Below are 15,800 nucleotides of genomic sequence, written 5' to 3' on the forward strand. Positions count from 1 at the left end.
GCCCGGACCCCCGCGCCCGGGTCAGCCGTTGTTGGCGAGCACCTGCAGCCGGTCGTAGGCGCCGTTGAAGACGTTGTGGTCGCCGACGGTGGGGCCGGTGGAGGTGTACTGCCAGAAGGTGTAGAAGCCCCAGCCGGCCGGCAGGGTGCCCGCGGAGGAGGCGTAACGGGCGATCCACAGCGGGTGGTTGGCGGCGAAGCCGCTGTAGTTGCCGGTGCAGGTGGTCCACCAGTCGGTGGTGGTGTAGATCACCGCGTACCGGCCGGTGCGGGCGTGGTAGGTGTCCAGGAAGTCGTTGATCCAGCTCACCATGGCGGACTGGCTGAGGCCGTAGCAGGTCGAACCGTACGGGTTGTACTCGATGTCCAGCACGCCGGGCAGCGTCTTGCCGTCCCGGGACCAGCCGCCGCCGTTGTCGGCGAAGAAGTTGGCCTGGGAGGCGCCGCTGGAGCTGTTGGGCAGCGCGAAGTGGTAGGCGCCGCGGATCATGCCCACGTTGTACGACCCGTTGTACTGCTGGGCGAAGTACGGGTTCTCGTAGGAGGTGCCCTCGGTCGCCTTGACGTAGGCGAACTGCACGCCGCTGTTCCAGAGGGTGGACCAGGAGACGTTGCCCTGGTGGCTGGAGACGTCGACGCCCTCGACGGTGGCCAGCGGGGAGACGTCGGGCTCCGCGGACGCCGTGGCGCCGCCCTCGTGCATGGCGACGCCGACGCCCATGTACGCCTCGCCAGGCTCGATGGACGGGGTGGCGTCGGCGGTCGCCACCCCCGGGGAGGCGACGAGCAGGGCCAGCGCGGCGCACACCATTCCGAACAGGGTGGGGAGTTTGCGGTGCCAACGAACGAGGGGACTGGTCGTTCCGGTTCCGTGCATGGGCAGATCTGCCTTTCGGAGACCTCGGTGGGGGGACGAGAAACCAGCTCGTCGGCTTGTCACATGATGTGAACATGCCGATCGTGAAGGTAATGCGCGCAGTTGGTGGCAGGGAAGAGGCGCCCGCACACGCCGTTGGTCTACGCCGGTGGCGGCCGTCAACCGGGTGCCCACACGCGGTCGCGTCCTCCAACTTTCATCCGTGAAATCCCCGGGAAACGTTCGAACTTGGGGAGCCAGGGAGAGCCGGGGAGGGTCAGGGCTCGGCCACGATGGCGGTCGCGTCGTCGTGTGCCTTGCCCCGGGGGTGGGTCTCGCCGCGCGGGTCGGCGGCCTCCGCGGCGCGCACCCGCTCGATGACCGCCTCCGGGCCCTCCTTCGTCAGCGCCCGGAACAACGCGCTCCAGTCGCCGAACCGGAAGGTCTCCACCCAGCGGCCCACCCCGTCGCTCAGCGCGGCCAGCGCGCGCACCCGTCCGCGCGGCAGCGAGCCGGTCACCGCCCGGCCGGCCACCCCGGGATCCGCGGCGGCCGTGAAGAACCCGCCCTCCGCGTTCCGCAGGCCCTCCACGAACGCCACCCGCTCGCCGGCCGGCAGTCGCCTGGCGGCCGGGCGCAGCGCGTCCAGCCGGGCGTCGAGCACCGGGCGCACCGCGCCCTCCGGCTCCTCGACCAGCAGCACCGAATCGCAGAGCACCAGGTACTCCAGCTCGGCCGCGTCCCAGCGCGCGCAGACGACCGTGGCCTGCGGCGTTCTCGGGTGAGAAAGGTCACACGTGCCGCGATGCGCGTCAGCCGTCCGGGTGATCGCGGCCGCCAGGCAGGCCGGCAACGTCAGCTCGGGTCGGGCGCCCGCGAGTTCCAGCAGCGCGCCGCCGAGCCGCGCGGTGAACCAGGCGACGCCGTGCCGGCAACCTCCGTCGATCTCCCCGGCCGTCACTCCGTCCAGCAGCACCAGCACCCCGCCGGCCCCGCCGGCCGGACTCGCCACGGCGGCGAAGTCCTCGTTCGGCACGCCCGGGGTGCCCGGTTCGCTGGCTGACCGGAATCGCATGCGCTCAGTCTGCCTTAGGCTGTGCGGCGCGTGGCGTCCCCGTGACGACCCGTCACCCGGGGTGCGCGGAGCGCCCGGGATCCACCGGTTCGCCCCCGCCCATCTCGGGGCCTATCGGTGCCGGTGAGCGGATCTCGGGTGATAGCCGGTCAGTAGCCAGAGGAAAGGTGGATCTTGCCAGGACACGTGCGTGAACGCCAGCCCGAAACCGGGCTCGGCGCGGGCGCCGGCACACCCGGCTTGTCCGCCGGAACCTGGTGATGTTCACTCCTTCGGGTGGCCGCTCGGGGGAGGCCGCCTGCTGCCCGTACCGCGCTGGCATGGTCGGTGCCGACGTGCAGCCTCGACAGCCGGACCGTCGTAGGGTCCGGCGAGCTGGACCACTAGCCAGGCCCCCTCGCCGGCGGCCGGGATGAGAATGCGAGCACAGGTGCGGAAGAAGAGACTGCACGATCCCGCCGAAGCCTCCACGTCCGTGTCCTCGCCCACCACGTCCACCACGTCCGCCACGGCCACGGGGCCCGCCGACGACGCCGCGCCGGGCGCCGCCGGGCCGCGCTCCCACGCCGCCCGGGGCCGCCGCGGCCGGGTGCGCAACCGGCTGCTGGCCGGCGTGCTGTTGACCGGCCTGGCCGTGCTGGCCGCCGGCGCCCCCGCCGTGCTGTCCGCCTACCAGCGGATGGACCAGGACCAGCGGCAGCTGGACGAGGCCGAGCTGGGCCAGCGCGCGCTCGCGCTCTCCCACACGCTCGCCGACGAGCGCGACGGCCTGCTCGCCGCGGGACCAGAGCCCGCGGCCACCGAGCACGTGCTGACGCCGGAGCACCTCGATCGCGTCGAGCGGCAGGTGGCCGGGCTGCTGCCGGACGCCCCCGAGGCGGTGCGCACCGGGCTCGACTCCCTGCCCGGGCTCAGGGAGCGGGCGGCCTCCGAGGAGAGCGACGCGGCGGAGCTGCACACCGCCTACACCCGGATCATCGAGGACCTCGGCGACCTCTTCCTGGCCGGCAGCCACGCGCGGCACGGGGAGGCCGCCAACGCCACCGCCTCGGCGCTGCCCGACCTGGCCCGCGCCGCTGACGCCTCGTCGGCCGTCCGCGGCCTGGTGCTGGCCGCGCTGCGCGGCGAGGGCGAGCAGCCGGGGCTGACCGGCACCGCCCAGCACCAGGCGGCCAGGGAGGCCGCGGCGCTGGCCGACTTCGACGCGACCGCCGAGGCCGCGGCGCGCGACGCGTACGCGCGGGACGTCGCGGGACCCGAGGTGACCGCCGCGGAGGACTACCTCGACCAGCTCACCGACCAGCCCGTGCTCAGCGCGGAGGACCGCGAACTCGACGCGGCGGCGGTGGCGGACGCGCTCGCCACCCGCACCGAGGCGCAGCGCTCGGTGCTGGTCGAGCTCTCCACCGACCACCTGGCCGCCCTCAAGGCCCAGCGCGGCGACGACCTGCTGTCGCTGCAACTGCGCGTGCTGCTGGTGCTCGCCGCCCTGGTGCTGGCGCTCGGCATCAGCGTGCGCACCGCCCGGTCCCTCACCCGCCCGCTGGCCGCGGTGCGGCTGGGCAGCCGCCGGGTCGCGGCCGATCCGGCCGGCCAGCAGCCGGTCAGGTACACCGGGCGCAACGACGAGTTCGCCGAGGTGGTCAACTCCGTCAACTCGCTGCACGCCCGCGCCGTGGAGCTGCACCGGCGGGCCGCGGAGACCGCCAGGGACAGCGGCGGGCTGCGCGCCGAGCGGGACCGGCTGCTGGCCGAACAGCGCCAGCTGAGCTCCCGGCTGACCGCCCTGCACGGCGCGGTGCACGGCATGTTCGCGCACCACGCCCAGCGGCTGCTCAGCCTGGTCAGCGAGCAGCTGTCCGTCCTGGAGGGCCTGGAGGAGCACGAGACCGACCCCGACCACCTGGCCGTGCTGTTCACCCTCGACCACCTCGCCGCCCGGATGCGGCGGCACGGCGAGAACCTGCTGCTGCTCGCCGGCGCGGGCCCGGCCGGCCGGCTGGGCGAACCGCTGCCGCTGATCGACGTGCTGCGCGCCGCCGTCAGCGAGATCGAGCGGTACGAGCTGGTGGAGATCTCGCCGCCGCCCCAGGTGCGGGTGATCGGCCCGACCGTGCGGGACCTCAGCCACCTGCTCGCGGAACTTCTGGACAACGCCACCGCGTTCTCCCCAGAGGGGGCTCGGGTCCGGCTGACCGGCCGGTGGTTGGAGGGTGGCCTGACGTTGCTGGTCGAGGACGAGGGCATGGGGCTCTCGGACGAGCGGCTGGTCGAGCTGAACGCCCGGCTGGCCGATCCGGTGACGCCGCCGCCCGGCGCGGACGGCGCGCTGCCGCACGCCCAGGGCGCCAGCGCGGGCATCGGCATGGGCCTCTACACCGTGGCCCGGTTGGCCGCCCGGCACCGGCTCGGCTGCTGGCTGCGCCGCCGGCCCGGCGGCGGCACGCTGGCCGAGGTGGTGCTTCCGACCTCGCTGCTGACCGACCTCGGCGAGACGCAGGGCGTCGCCGTGCTGTCCGAGCTCGCCGGGCTGACCACCGCGACCGGCGCGACCGCGGTGCCGGGCGCGGGGGGCGCGCGGCGGGGGACGCACGGCATCGGGATGCCCGGTCAGGACGGCGGCCCGGCAGTGGCCGGCGTGTCAGACGTGACGGGTGTGACGGGTGGGACGAGCATTGCGGGAGTGTCGGGTGTGAGTGAACTGTCCGGGGCGGCCGGGATGCCGGGCGCCGTGGGAGCGACCGGGGGACACCCGGTGGTCGCGCCGTACGCCGGGGCCACGCCCGCCCACGGCGTTCCGATTCCGCACCCGGCCCAGGGCGGCGGCCCGGGGCCGGAGCACGCGCGAGCCGACGACTCGGCTCCGCACGGGCACGCCCGCACCGAGAGCGGGCTGCCGCTGCGCACCGCGGGCGCCCAACTCGGCTCGGGGGGCCACGGCGACGACCCCGCGGCGGCCGGCACGCCGGCCCGCGGCGTGGACGCCGAGGAGCTGCGCCGCCGGCTCGGCGGCTTCCAACGCGGCGCCCGGGAGGGCCACCGCGACGCCGCCCGCGCCACCGACTCCGGCACCGGCCAGGAGGCACCCTCATGAACGGCTCTCTTCCCCTTCCCTTCGAGGCGTCAAGCGACGCCGCCCGCGACCTTCGCTGGCTGCTCGACCGGCTGGTCGACGAGGTGCCGGGGCTGCTCTCGGTGGCCGTGGTCTCCGCCGACGGACTGCCGCTGCTGACCACCGTCCCCCGCCCGCGCCGCAGCCGCTCCGCGACCGACCCGCGCGGCTCCACGGGCGACCTGGCCACCATCGTCTCCGGCCTCGCCAGCCTCACCGGCGGCGCCGCCACCCTGATGGACGGCGGCCGGGTGCGGCAGACCCTGGTCGCCATGAACGCGGGGAACCTGCTGGTCATGACCATCAGCGACGGTTCGCTGCTCGGCGTCTACGCGGAACCGGACGCCGACATGGGCCTGGTCGCCTACCACATGGCGCTCTTCGTCGGCCGCGCCGGACACCTGCTCACCCCCCGGCTGCGGGCCCAGCTGCGCAGCGCCGCGCACGCCGAACCCCCGGCCAGGACCGAGCCGCTGGCACAGCGCGGCTGGCGGTCCTGACGCGCCCGCCCTCCGGGCACCGGGCCGCGCGGCTCCGGCCCGGCCGGGTTCGGCGGGCGTGAGCCCCTTGGCGCGGCGGGGTGGGGGATTCCGAGGTCGGTTGGGTGCCGGGTCGCGTCGCACCGGCCTCCGGGCGTGGGTGGCCAGGGACCGCGCGGCGTCTGCGTCGTTCGCTCCTCGCGGACCCGTGGGCTCGTGGGCGATCCTCAGGCGGGCGGGTCGGCGGGCGCCGTGCGTGACGAGCCGCCGGCCAGAAGCGGGCTGTTGAGGCGGCGAGTCTGGCGGTCCTGACGTCCCGCCTGCGCGGGCGCCGGGGGGCCGGGGCATCTGGCGCGGTGCGGGTAGGGCTCCTGACGTCCGCTCAGGCGCCGGGTCGAGTCGCACCGGCCTCCGGGGTGGTGAGGCCGTCGTCCGGCAGCGTCGGCGCGGGTTCGGCCAGGCTGGCGAGGGCCGCCGCCGCGTCGTCCAACCGGTCCCGCGCGTCGTCCCGTTCGCCGCGCAGTTCGTCGGCCACCGCCTGCGCGGCGTCCAGCGCCGCCCGTTCCTCGCGGGCCCGCCGGTCGGTCTTCCGCTCCTCCTCGCGCAGCGCCTCCAGCGTGGCGACGTGCGCGGCCACGGCCCGGTCGGCCACGGCCTGGTCGTGCGGCTCCAGCGCCGGTTCCTCGCCGAGCAGCAGCCGCAGCGCCGCCGGCAGCTCCAGACCGCCGTCCTGGTACTGCTGCCGGGCCAGCAGCCCGGCCAGCCGCTGCGCCTCGGCCAGCTCGGTCCGGATCTCGGCGAGCCCGTGGGACACGGACTCGACGCGCTCCCGCACGGCCCGCAGCCGATCGGCCGCCTCGCGGTAGGCCTCCTCGGCCGCCTCCGCCTCCTCGTACCCGGTGCGCAGCTCGGCGAGCGACGCGGCGAGCTCGTCCCCCGCCGGCGTGCCACCGAAGTCGCCCTCCCCGGTCGCGGTGTCCTCCGCCGAGACCTCGTCGGGGGCCGGCCCGGCTCCCGCGCCGGGCTCCTCACCGTCCTCGGCCGGCGGTTCTGCGGGTGCCTCCGGCCCGGCCCCCCGCGCCTCCGCGGCGCCCGAGCCAGGCCCCTCCGCGGTGTCGTCCGTGGCGTCCTCCGGGGTGTCGTCCGCGGCCAGGCCACCGCTCGACTCCGCTGCCGCCTCTTCGACGGCCAGCCCTCTGTCACCGTCCGGGCCTGGCACCGCCGGGGCGCCCGCGGCGTCGCGTTGCGGCTGGCCGGGCAGGGCGTTCGCGGCGGGCGCCGGCGGAAGCAGCGTGGCCAGGGCGAGCCCGGCCAGCAGGCGTACCGCTCCGCTCCGCCGTCTTCCTGACACCGACTCACCTCCGTCGCACCCCCACGACCCAGGACCGATCGTGCGCACACGACGCCCCCCGGGGCACCCCGGGCGACGCGAACGGGTGGTGCCGACCTCCGCGCTCCCCCGACGGCGCCGCACCGGCCCGCGCGGTCCCGGCCCCGAACGACCGTGCGAGGCGCGGCGGAGGACTCCGAAGGCCGCCGACACCCGCTCCGCTCGCCCTCGTCGGCATCCGCCCGCTCGGCCGCGGCCAGGCTCGGCGAGGCCCCTTCCCGGCCCGGAGGCAGCCAGGTGGCGGGGTCCCGGGAGCGGGACGATCAACGGTTTCGTGGAACGGCTCCACACCGCGTGGTGCGGCTGCCGAGCCTCCGCTCCGCACCGGCGGGCGCGCCCTGGTGCGGGCGGTCAGCCGTCGTGGGCCGGGCCGCCGGCAGGGCGTTCGCCGCCGGCAGGGCGGTTGCGCCAGGGCCAGCGCGGGCCCGCCGCGGGGGGCTCGTCGGGGGCGTACCGGTACACCCAGCCCTTCGGCAGGCCGAGGCGGGGAGTGTGTCCGGCGGGCTCCAGCAGGTAGACATGCACCACGTCCGGCGCGTCCCCCTCGGGCCGCTCCGCCGGCACCGGCACCTCGTATCTGGCGGGTGGCTTGCCCGTGGCGCCCACCAGCACCGGCAGCTCCCGGCCGTCGAGCGGTCCGCCGAGGAAGCGCACCGCCTCGCTCCTCATCCGCACCTCACGGGCGACGCCTCATCCGGCGAATGTCTCACGAGTCGGCGCCGGCCGGCGCGAACACGTGCAGCGTGCGCTTCATGAGGTCGTCGATGCGCCCGCCCGGCGGCTCCAGCGCCGCCGCGGCGGCGAGCACCCGGGCGGTCTGCTTGTCGTAGCCGGCGGTGACCACCAGTTGGGCCACGAACTGGTCGACCAGCCAGTCGCGCAGTTCGGTCAGCGGTGGGTGCCGGTCCTCGTCCAGCCAGATCAACGAGGCGGCCTCGACCGAGGTGATCCAGGTCCGCACCACCATCCGCAGCCGTTTGCCCGGCTGCCGCACCTGCATGTGGGCCAGCATCTGGTCGGCCGCCGCCCGGCGCACCCGGTCCACGATCGCCGTGGTGCGCGAGGTCTCGACGACGCTGCCGCCCTTTAACAGCGCCGTGAAGCCCTCGCCGTGCCCGTCGACGAAGGCCAGGTAGCGGTCCAGGCCGTTGGCCAGCCGGGTGCTGAGCGGCCCGCGCGGCGATACCGCGAAGCACTGCTCCAGCTCCTCCGCCGAGCTGAGCAGCGACGCCTCGTAGAGCTGCTGCTTGCCACCGGGGAAGTACCGGTAGACCAGCGGCCGGGAGACCCCGGCCTCGCGGGCCACGTCGTCCAGGGAGACGTCCTCCGGGGCCCGGGTGGCGAACAGCCGTTGTGCCGTGGCGATCAGCTGGTCGCGGCGCTGCTCCACGCTCAGCCTGCGGTAGGCCGGACCTGGCCGGACGGGGCGGCTGCTCATGCGGTGCAGCCTAACCCGGCAGCTCACCCGATCGGGTGAACGGCTGACCGGGCGACCTGTCAGCACGTCAATACTGCGCAACATACCTGCGAATCTCTCCCGGTTTCCCGCCGCATGTTCACCTTCCGGCCACGGTTACCGGGTGTTGAGGTAACCACGCCGCGCTGTGCTGGTGGACCTTCCCCACCCTTGTGTCCAGTCGGGGGCAGAGATGAAGCAGACACCCTGGAGCACCATCCGCGGTCGGGTGGCCATCGTCCTGGCCGTGCCCACGTGTCTGCTGCTGATACTGACCGGCGCCGGCGTGGCCGACCGGGCCGCCGACTGGTCCGCGGCCCGGGAGAGCGGCGACCGGGTGCAGCTCGCGCTCGACGCGCAGAACCTGGTCCGCGAGCTGCAGAGCGAGCACGGCCTGACCAGCGGTCTGCTGGTCGGCGCCGGCCGGTACCGGCCCGAACTCGCCGACACCCGGCGCCGGGTCGACGCCATCCTCGCCGAGCTGCTGCGCCGGGTGGAGGACGGCTCGGCCCCGGCGGTCGCCGGGGCGCTCGGCTCGCTCGACCGGCTCGCCACGGTGCGCGACGGCGTGGACGACGGCACGCTGAACCCCGAGGAGAGCCTCGGCTTCTACACCGACGCCATCGCCGCGCTCAACGACGCCCAGCGCGTCGAGGGCCCGGCCCACGGCGACCAGTCGCTGGCCGACGGCATGGGCGCGCTGCGCACGCTCTCCGGCGCCACCGAGGCGCTGTCCCAGGAACGCGGCCTGATGAACGGCGTCTTCGTCGCCGGCGTCTTCGAGCCCGCCCAGTACCTGGAGTTCGTCAGCGCCCGCGCCGCCCGGCTGTCCGCGGAACGCAGCTACGACGGGCTGGCCACCGAGGAGCAGCGCGCCGCGCTCGAACAGGCGCTGGCCACCGAGGCGGCGACCCGGGTCGCCGGGTTCGAGGCACGCGCGGACGCCGGCGCCGACGGCTCGCCGCTGACCGTGGACCCGGTCCGGTGGTGGGACGCCAGCACCGCGCTCACCGACGAACTGCACCTCGTGCAGCAGGAGATCGGCGAGGACATCACCGCCCGGGCCGCGCAGCTGCGGGCCTCCGCCACCCGGCAGCTCGTCGGCTTCCTCGCGCTCGGCGCGCTGATCCTCGGCGTGGCCGGCGTTCTGGCGCTGCTGGCCTCCCGGTCCATCGCCCGCCCGCTCGACGAGCTCACCCGGCAGGCCGAGAACGTCGCGGGGAGTCGGCTGCCGGAGACCGTGCGGGCCGTGCAGGAGGCCGAACCGGAGGAGGCGGAGCGGCTCGTGCCGCCGGGCCGCGGAACGCAGCGGCGCCGCGGTGAGGCGGAGGAGGTGGTCCGGCTGGCCGCCGCGCTGCACGACGTGGAACGCGTCGCGCTGGGCCTCGCCACCCAGCAGACCGTGCTGCGCCGCAACGGCGCCGAGTCGCTGGCCGCCCTCGGCCACCGGCACCAACTGCTGGTGCGCCGGCAGCTGCGGCTGATCACCGCGCTGGAGAGCAAGGAGACCGACCCCGACGCGCTGGGCGAGCTGTTCGAGCTCGACCATCTGGCCACCCGGATGCGCCGCAACGCCGACTCGCTGCTGATCCTCACGGGACAGCCGCTGCCGCCCCGGGTGTGGACCGGCACGGCGGGCATCGGCGAGGTGGTCAGGTCGGCGGTCTCGGAGGTCGAGGACTACCGCCGGGTGGCGCTGGTGGAGGCCGACGAGTGCCAGGTGCACGGCTGGGCCGTCTTCGAGCTCTCGCACCTGCTCGCCGAGCTCATCGAGAACGCGCTGACCGCCTCGCCGCCCGGCCGGCCCGTCGAGGTCTACGGCTGGCGGGACGGCGCCGAGTACTGCCTGGCGGTCGTGGACCGCGGCACCGGGATGACCGAGGAGGAGCTGACCCGCGCCAACGGCCGGCTGGCGGGGGAGGAGAGCTTCCTGGTGGCGCCCACCCGCTTCCTCGGCCACCACGTGGTGGGCACCATCGCCGCCCGGCTCGGGGCGCAGGTCGAGGTGCGGCACACCCAGACCCCGCCGGAGTCGCCGGGCGGCCGCGGCGCCGGCGTCTCGGCGTACGTCGCCCTCCCGCCGCGGGTGCTCGCGGGCGCCCCGGCGCCGCACCCCGCGTCCGCCCCGGAACCGGCGGCGAGCCCGGGAACGTAACCCCGGAACCGGCTCGGGCCGCGCGGTTCGACGGCAGGTTCACCGCGTCGGCTCTCTTGACAGGGCACTGACAGCAGTGGCGTGATGGGAGGGCCCAATGGGAGCGCTCCCAGAGCGCATTCCTGCGGCCGGGACAAAGTTTCGTAACCAATCAAAGATTCTCACCAACACCTCTACCTCTTCTCCATCCCCCCACACACTCGGGGCCCCACGGGACGGGGCCCTTCGAGGAGGACGTCATGAGAAGAAAGACCCGCATCGGCGCCGTGCTGGCCGCCGGCGTCGCCGCGGTGCTCGGACTGGTGCTGTCCATGTCGACGGCGAACGGCCAGCCGAGCACCATGGCCACCGGCCTGACCATCAGCGACGGCCGGCTCGTCGAGAGCAACGGCAACGACTTCGTCATCCGGGGCGTCAGCCACGCGCACGTCTGGTACCCCGGCGAGACGCAGTCGCTGGCCGACATCAAGGCCAAGGGCGCCAACACGGTCCGCGTCGTGCTGGGCAGCGGCCAGCGCTGGGGCCCGAACAGCCCGGAGGACGTGGCGAACGTCGTGGCGCAGTGCAAGGAGAACCGCCTCATCTGCGTGCTGGAGGTGCACGACACCACCGGCTACGGCGAGGAGGGCGCCGCCGCTACGCTCGACCAGGCGGCCGACTACTGGATCAGCCTCCAGGACGTCCTCACCGGCGAGGAGGACCACGTCATCGTCAACATCGGCAACGAGCCCTGGGGCAACACCAACGCCGCCGGCTGGACCGACGCCACCACCGGCGCGATCCAGAAGCTGCGCAACGCCGGGTTCGAGCACACGCTGATGGTGGACGCGCCGAACTGGGGCCAGGACTGGGAGGGCATCATGCGCTCCAACGCCCAGTCCGTGTACGACTCCGACCCGACGGGCAACACGATCTTCTCGGTGCACATGTACGGCGTCTACGACACCGCGCAGGAGGTCAACGACTACCTGAACGCGTTCGTCGACGCGGGACTGCCCCTCGTGGTCGGCGAGTTCGGCATCAACCACTCGGACGGCAACCCCGACGAGGACACCATCATGGCCACCACCACGCAGCTCGGCCTCGGCTACATCGGCTGGTCCTGGAGCGGCAACAGCGGCGGCGTCGAGTACCTCGACATGGTGACGGGCTTCGACCCCAACCAGCTCACCGAATGGGGCGAGCGCTTCTTCAACGGCGCGAACGGCATCGCCGAGACCTCGGAAGAGGCCACGATCTACCAGTAGGCCGCACGGCGGTCGGGTCGCCCGGGGCGGGAACCGGGCGGCCCGGCCCGGCCGCGGCTACGCGACGGCGATCCGCGGCATCGGCGTCGGTTCCTTGGCGAGCTCCGCCCACGCGTACCGCAGCAGCAGCTCCGACCTGAGCGCGGCGGCGGACGGTTCGTCCCACAGGTTGTGCGTCTCGCCGGGGTCGGCCGCCAGGTCGAACAGCTCGCCGTAGGTCCGGCCCTGGTAGATCGTCAGCTTGTGCCGGCGGTCCACGAAGGTGCGCAGGTTGACGGTGGTCGGCTCGTGGTGGAACTCGCAGATCACGTGGTCCCTGACCGCCTCCGCCTCCCCGGTCCACACCGGGCGCTGGTTCACCCCGGTCATGGTGTCCGGGATCGGCAGGCCGGCGCAGTCCAGGAAGGTCGGCGCCAGGTCGACCAGCGACTGGAGCGCGGACGACACCCGCCCGGCCGGCACCTGGTCCGGATGGCGCACGACGAACGGCACCCGCAGCAGATCCTCGTAGTGGAACGGGCCCTTGGCCTGGAGCCCGTGTTGGCCGAAGAAGTGGCCGTGGTCGGTGGAGAACACCACGATCGTGTCATCCGCGAGGCCCAGCTCGTCCAGCCGGTCCAGGATCCTGCCGACGTACTTGTCCAGCAGGCTGACCATCCCGTAGTAGGTGGCCACCAGCCGGCGGCGCTCCTCGGGCGGCAGCAGATGGGTGTGGAAGCCGTGGATGAGGTGCCCGGACTCGCGCCACGGCGAGAAGTCGGGGTCCGGCTCCTGGGTCAGGCCGAAGTGCGGCGGGTTGCGCTCGTGCTCGCCGGGGGTCACCTCCGGCACGGTGAGCGCGTCCGGGTCGTACAGCGTGTCCCAGGGCGGCGGCACCAGGTACGGCGGGTGCGGGTCGAAGAAGCTGGCCCAGGCGAAGAACGGCTCGTCGCGCCGCGCGTGGTCCGCCAGCAGCGCGTTGGTGCGCTCGGCGATCCAGGCGTTGTAGTGGTACTCCTCGGGGATCGGCCAGCTGTGCCTGACGTCGTCGTCGAGGGTGCCGGTGGGCGGGCTGAAGTACCGCTGCCAGTCGGCGCAGCCGCGCTCCTGGAGCCACAGCGCGTAGTGCTGGCCGACGTGCGCCTCGCTGGTGTGGTTACGCGCCAGCTCGACGTGGTCGAAGCCGTAGTAGGGGCCGTGGAAGTCCCGCCAGAAGTCGAGGTCCTGGAGCAGCGGGTAGGACTCGATCGACGGGTGCTCCGCGGTGCCGCGGAGCGGCTGGAAGTGGGCCTTGCCGACCAGCGACGTGCGGTAGCCGGCCTCTCCCAGCATCGCCCCGAGGGTGGGCTGGTCCTCGGGCAGCCGGGTGCCGAGCGTCCAGGCGCCGTGCTGGCTGGGGTACTTGCCGGTGATGATGGAGGCCCGGGTCGGCGTGCACGTCGGGTTCGGGCAGTAGGCCCGGCGGAAGGCGGTGCCCTCGGCGACCAGGCGGTCGAGGTTCGGCGTGCGCAGCTCCGGGTTGAACGCGCCGAGGGTGTTCCAGTGCTGCTGGTCGCTGGTGATCAGCAGGATGTTGGGCCGTGCCATGTCCGTTCGTGTCCCCGTCGCCTGTCCCGTGTCGCCTGTCGCCTGTGCCGTGTCGCCCGGTGTCCGTCCCGTGCCGCCCGTTGTCCGCGGCCGGTCGCGGTCCGTCAGTCGTAGTCCCAGGCCGACGCGATCTCGCGCAGCCTCGGGGAGAGCCGGTCGGCGCCCTCGGGCCGCCCGGCCGGCTGTATCTTCCCCGACCGGATCTTGGCGCTGCGGTCGCCCAGGTTGGGCACGAAGGGGCCGTGGTCGTGCTCGCCGTAGTCGAGCATGGCCGGCTCCCACTCCTGGCCCAGGTAGCCGCATATCTCCCGGGTGACCTGCTCCGGGTCAGACGTGAGGTCCTCGTAGCGCACGGTGTGGCAGTCCAGGGTCTGCCGGGCCTGCTCCAACGGCAGCAGGTACTTGAGGACGTTGGCCTCCAGCTGCTCCCAGGTGCTGGTGTTGGTCTGCCGGTTCACCAGCGAGGACACGATGCCCGCGGGGTGCCGCAGCAGCACCAGGAAGCGGGCCTTCGGCCAGGCGTACTGGAGCCGCTCCCAGGTCCACACGTTGCCCGGGGTCTTGTCGACGATGACGTCCTTGCCGCTGCGCTCCAGCTCCAGGCTGAGCACCCGGTCCCACAGCACGTGCTCCAGCTCCACCTGGTCCAGGTCCATCTCGCGCATCGACCGGTCGGAGAATCCCGGGGTCAGCTGTACGTCGATGGCCCGCAGGTGCAGCTCGTGCGGGGCGCGGATCCGGGAGTGGCTGTTCAGCAGCATGCGCAGCAGCGTGGACCCCGAGCGGACGGGCGCGAGCACGAAGACCGGGGACTCCACGAGGCGGGTGGCCGTGGGGACGCTGTACGTCATCACCGCGGTCTTCTTCTCCGGGCGGCGCGGCTTCTCGGCCTTCTCAGCCTTCTCGGCCCCATCGGCCCTGACCGCTTTCCCGGCCTTCACGGCCCCGCCGCCCGGCTGCTCCTCGGTGGCGACCGCCGGCTGCCGCGGCGTCTGGTCGTCGGGCGCCGCGGTCGGCTGCCGTCCGGAGAGGCTGGTCGGCCGCGGTGGCCGCAACGCCTCGCCCAGCAGCCGCGCGCGCCGCTTGAGGCCCGTGTGCACGATTCCCATCTGGTTTCCCGTCCATGTCCCCCGACTACTGCCGTTCACCGCGCCAAACAGTAGGTGAATCGTTAGACGCCAGCAATGGTGCGTTCACAGTGTGGTGAGTGGGTGGGCGTAGCGCCGGGCGTCGCCCCCGTGTCTCAGTGGTCCGAACGGTCGTGGCGGTCCCAGCGCCCCCGGCGGCCCCGGTGGCCCCGGTGGTCCCCGCCGTCGCGCGAGCGGCGGGTGGACAGCCAGCGCACGGTGCGGTTGACGTCCGACGGCGAGACGATGCCGGCCAGCCGGTCGCCGTCCAGCACCACCACCCGGTTCTCCGCGCCGGGCTCCAGCCGGGGCAGCACGTCCACGAGGGCCTCGCCGGGCGTGGCCACCCGAGTCTCCGAAAGCGGCCGCATCGCCTCGCCGACCGTGGTGCTGCCGGGCTCCGGCACCTTCCCCGCCCGGTCCAGCGTCATCAGGCCGAGCACCCGGCCCGCGGGCCCGTCGTCGGTCACCGGGAGCGCGGAGTGCCCGTGCGCGTAGCCGGGGTCGGCGAGCAGCCGGTCCACCGTCAGCCCCGCGGGCACCGTCTCCGGGTCCCGGGTCATGGTCTCGTCCACCGCCACCCCGGACAGCAGCTCGCGCAGCCGGGCCTGGCGCTCCTCCTGGGTGGCGGCCACCACCAGGAACCAGCCCACCAGCGCCAGCCACAGCGCGCCGAAGGCCGTGGTCCACAGGAACCCCCACACCCCGAGCGCCACCAGCAGCCAGCCGAAGATCCGCCCGGCCGCCGAGGCGCCCGCCGTGGCCCGCAACCGGTCGCCGGTGCGCCACCACAGGAACGCCCGGAGCAGCCGTCCGCCGTCCAGCGGCGCCGCCGGAATCGCGTTGAAGAGCGCCAGCAACACGTTGATCCCGGCCAGCCAGGCCACCGACTCGACCAGCAGGCGGGAGGCGGACAGCGCCGCCAGCGCGCCGGCCAGCAGCGCGAAGCCGACCCCGAGCACCAGGCTGACCAGCGGGCCGACGCCGGAGATCCGCAGTTCGGCCGCCGGGGACGGCGCCTCCGCCCGCATCCGGGTCGCGCCGCCCAGCAGCCACAGCACGATGTCGTCGACCGGAACGCCGTTGCGCCGGGCCACCACCGCGTGCGCCAGCTCGTGCGCGAGCAGCGACGCGAAGAACACCACGGCGGTGACCAGCCCGGCCAGGGCGTACGCCGCCCAGGAGTGGCCCGGATGCGCCTCGGGCAGCCGGCCGGCCGCCAGGCCGAAGGCGATCAGGCCGAAGATCAGCAGCACACTCCAGTGCACGCCGACCCGCACCCCCGCGATCCGCCCCAGGCTGAACGTCGGCCGCATGGCCGCTGGGTACCCACGGCCA

The 15,800-nt window shown here is 74.3% G+C and carries 11 protein-coding genes and 1 pseudogene; 4 read left to right on the forward strand and 8 right to left on the reverse strand.

Annotation, left to right across the window (positions count from 1 at the left end; genetic code table 11):
- Window positions 1-21: 21 nt before the first annotated feature.
- Window positions 22-810, reverse strand: a complete 789-nt coding sequence (locus ABGB06_RS01440) for a lysozyme (RefSeq protein ID WP_347584725.1) — start codon at window positions 808-810, stop codon at window positions 22-24.
- 322 nt (window positions 811-1,132) lie between these two features.
- Entirely contained in the window at window positions 1,133-1,930 is a 798-nt protein-coding gene (locus ABGB06_RS01445) for a hypothetical protein (RefSeq protein WP_347584726.1), read from the reverse strand.
- Window positions 1,931-2,360: 430 nt separating this feature from the next.
- On the opposite strand from ABGB06_RS01445, the gene ABGB06_RS01450 reads away from it, so the two are divergent.
- Both ABGB06_RS01450 and ABGB06_RS01455 read left to right on the forward strand, forming a co-directional pair.
- The gene (locus tag ABGB06_RS01450) at window positions 2,361-5,024 is read left to right on the forward strand and encodes a nitrate- and nitrite sensing domain-containing protein (protein ID WP_347584728.1); all 2,664 of its coding nucleotides are present in this window, start codon (window positions 2,361-2,363) and stop codon (window positions 5,022-5,024) included.
- Window positions 5,021-5,542 carry a roadblock/LC7 domain-containing protein gene (locus ABGB06_RS01455; RefSeq protein ID WP_347584729.1) on the forward strand — a complete coding sequence of 174 codons (522 nt, stop codon included), beginning with the start codon at window positions 5,021-5,023 and terminating at the stop codon, window positions 5,540-5,542. Before ABGB06_RS01450 ends, ABGB06_RS01455 begins: the two co-directional genes overlap by 4 nt.
- A 361-nt stretch (window positions 5,543-5,903) precedes the next feature.
- Here the strand turns inward: ABGB06_RS01455 and ABGB06_RS01460 are convergent, their stop codons facing one another.
- The 3 genes from ABGB06_RS01460 to ABGB06_RS01470 all read right to left on the reverse strand — a co-directional run bounded on the left by ABGB06_RS01460 (window position 5,904) and on the right by ABGB06_RS01470 (window position 8,349).
- Window positions 5,904-6,872 (reverse strand): hypothetical protein, encoded by a 969-nt coding sequence (locus tag ABGB06_RS01460; protein WP_347584730.1) that lies wholly within the window; start codon window positions 6,870-6,872, stop codon window positions 5,904-5,906.
- Window positions 6,873-7,262: 390 nt separating this feature from the next.
- Window positions 7,263-7,580: a hypothetical protein gene (locus ABGB06_RS01465; protein ID WP_347584731.1), complete on the reverse strand. Its 318-nt coding sequence runs from the start codon at window positions 7,578-7,580 to the stop codon at window positions 7,263-7,265.
- Window positions 7,581-7,617: 37 nt separating this feature from the next.
- Window positions 7,618-8,349, reverse strand: coding sequence for a helix-turn-helix domain-containing protein (locus ABGB06_RS01470; RefSeq protein ID WP_347584732.1), 732 nt, complete (start codon window positions 8,347-8,349; stop codon window positions 7,618-7,620).
- 211 nt (window positions 8,350-8,560) lie between these two features.
- On the opposite strand from ABGB06_RS01470, the gene ABGB06_RS01475 reads away from it, so the two are divergent.
- Window positions 8,561-10,522, forward strand: a complete 1,962-nt coding sequence (locus tag ABGB06_RS01475; protein WP_347584733.1) for an ATP-binding protein — start codon at window positions 8,561-8,563, stop codon at window positions 10,520-10,522.
- A gap of 239 nt (window positions 10,523-10,761) precedes the next feature.
- Window positions 10,762-11,763, forward strand: a pseudogene (locus tag ABGB06_RS01480) (glycoside hydrolase family 5 protein); the annotation flags it as partial.
- Window positions 11,764-11,826: 63 nt separating this feature from the next.
- On the opposite strand, the gene ABGB06_RS01485 reads toward ABGB06_RS01480, so the two are convergent.
- From ABGB06_RS01485 to ABGB06_RS01495, 3 genes are all read right to left on the reverse strand, one after another.
- Window positions 11,827-13,335 carry a sulfatase-like hydrolase/transferase gene (locus tag ABGB06_RS01485; protein ID WP_347584735.1) on the reverse strand — a complete coding sequence of 503 codons (1,509 nt, stop codon included), beginning with the start codon at window positions 13,333-13,335 and terminating at the stop codon, window positions 11,827-11,829.
- A gap of 104 nt (window positions 13,336-13,439) precedes the next feature.
- Window positions 13,440-14,444 carry a sulfotransferase gene (locus ABGB06_RS01490; protein ID WP_347584736.1) on the reverse strand — a complete coding sequence of 335 codons (1,005 nt, stop codon included), beginning with the start codon at window positions 14,442-14,444 and terminating at the stop codon, window positions 13,440-13,442.
- A gap of 134 nt (window positions 14,445-14,578) precedes the next feature.
- Window positions 14,579-15,778 (reverse strand): site-2 protease family protein, encoded by a 1,200-nt coding sequence (locus ABGB06_RS01495; protein ID WP_347584737.1) that lies wholly within the window; start codon window positions 15,776-15,778, stop codon window positions 14,579-14,581.
- Window positions 15,779-15,800: the final 22 nt, after the last annotated feature.

It is taken from the genome of Streptomyces sp. B6B3 (assembly GCF_039871525.1).
GTDB lineage: Bacteria > Actinomycetota > Actinomycetes > Streptomycetales > Streptomycetaceae > Streptomyces.

Bases quoted from the DNA above. Each gene is read 5' to 3' on its own strand.
- ABGB06_RS01445 (WP_347584726.1), bottom strand. From the start codon at position 1,930: ATGCGATTCCGGTCAGCCAGCGAACCGGGCACCCCGGGCGTGCCGAAC.
- ABGB06_RS01470 (WP_347584732.1), bottom strand. From the start codon at position 8,349: ATGAGCAGCCGCCCCGTCCGGCCAGGTCCGGCCTACCGCAGGCTGAGC.
- ABGB06_RS01465 (WP_347584731.1), bottom strand. From the start codon at position 7,580: ATGAGGAGCGAGGCGGTGCGCTTCCTCGGCGGACCGCTCGACGGCCGG.
- ABGB06_RS01495 (WP_347584737.1), bottom strand. From the start codon at position 15,778: ATGCGGCCGACGTTCAGCCTGGGGCGGATCGCGGGGGTGCGGGTCGGC.
- ABGB06_RS01455 (WP_347584729.1), top strand. From the start codon at position 5,021: ATGAACGGCTCTCTTCCCCTTCCCTTCGAGGCGTCAAGCGACGCCGCC.
- ABGB06_RS01440 (WP_347584725.1), bottom strand. From the start codon at position 810: ATGGTGTGCGCCGCGCTGGCCCTGCTCGTCGCCTCCCCGGGGGTGGCG.
- ABGB06_RS01490 (WP_347584736.1), bottom strand. From the start codon at position 14,444: ATGGGAATCGTGCACACGGGCCTCAAGCGGCGCGCGCGGCTGCTGGGC.
- ABGB06_RS01485 (WP_347584735.1), bottom strand. From the start codon at position 13,335: ATGGCACGGCCCAACATCCTGCTGATCACCAGCGACCAGCAGCACTGG.
- ABGB06_RS01475 (WP_347584733.1), top strand. From the start codon at position 8,561: ATGAAGCAGACACCCTGGAGCACCATCCGCGGTCGGGTGGCCATCGTC.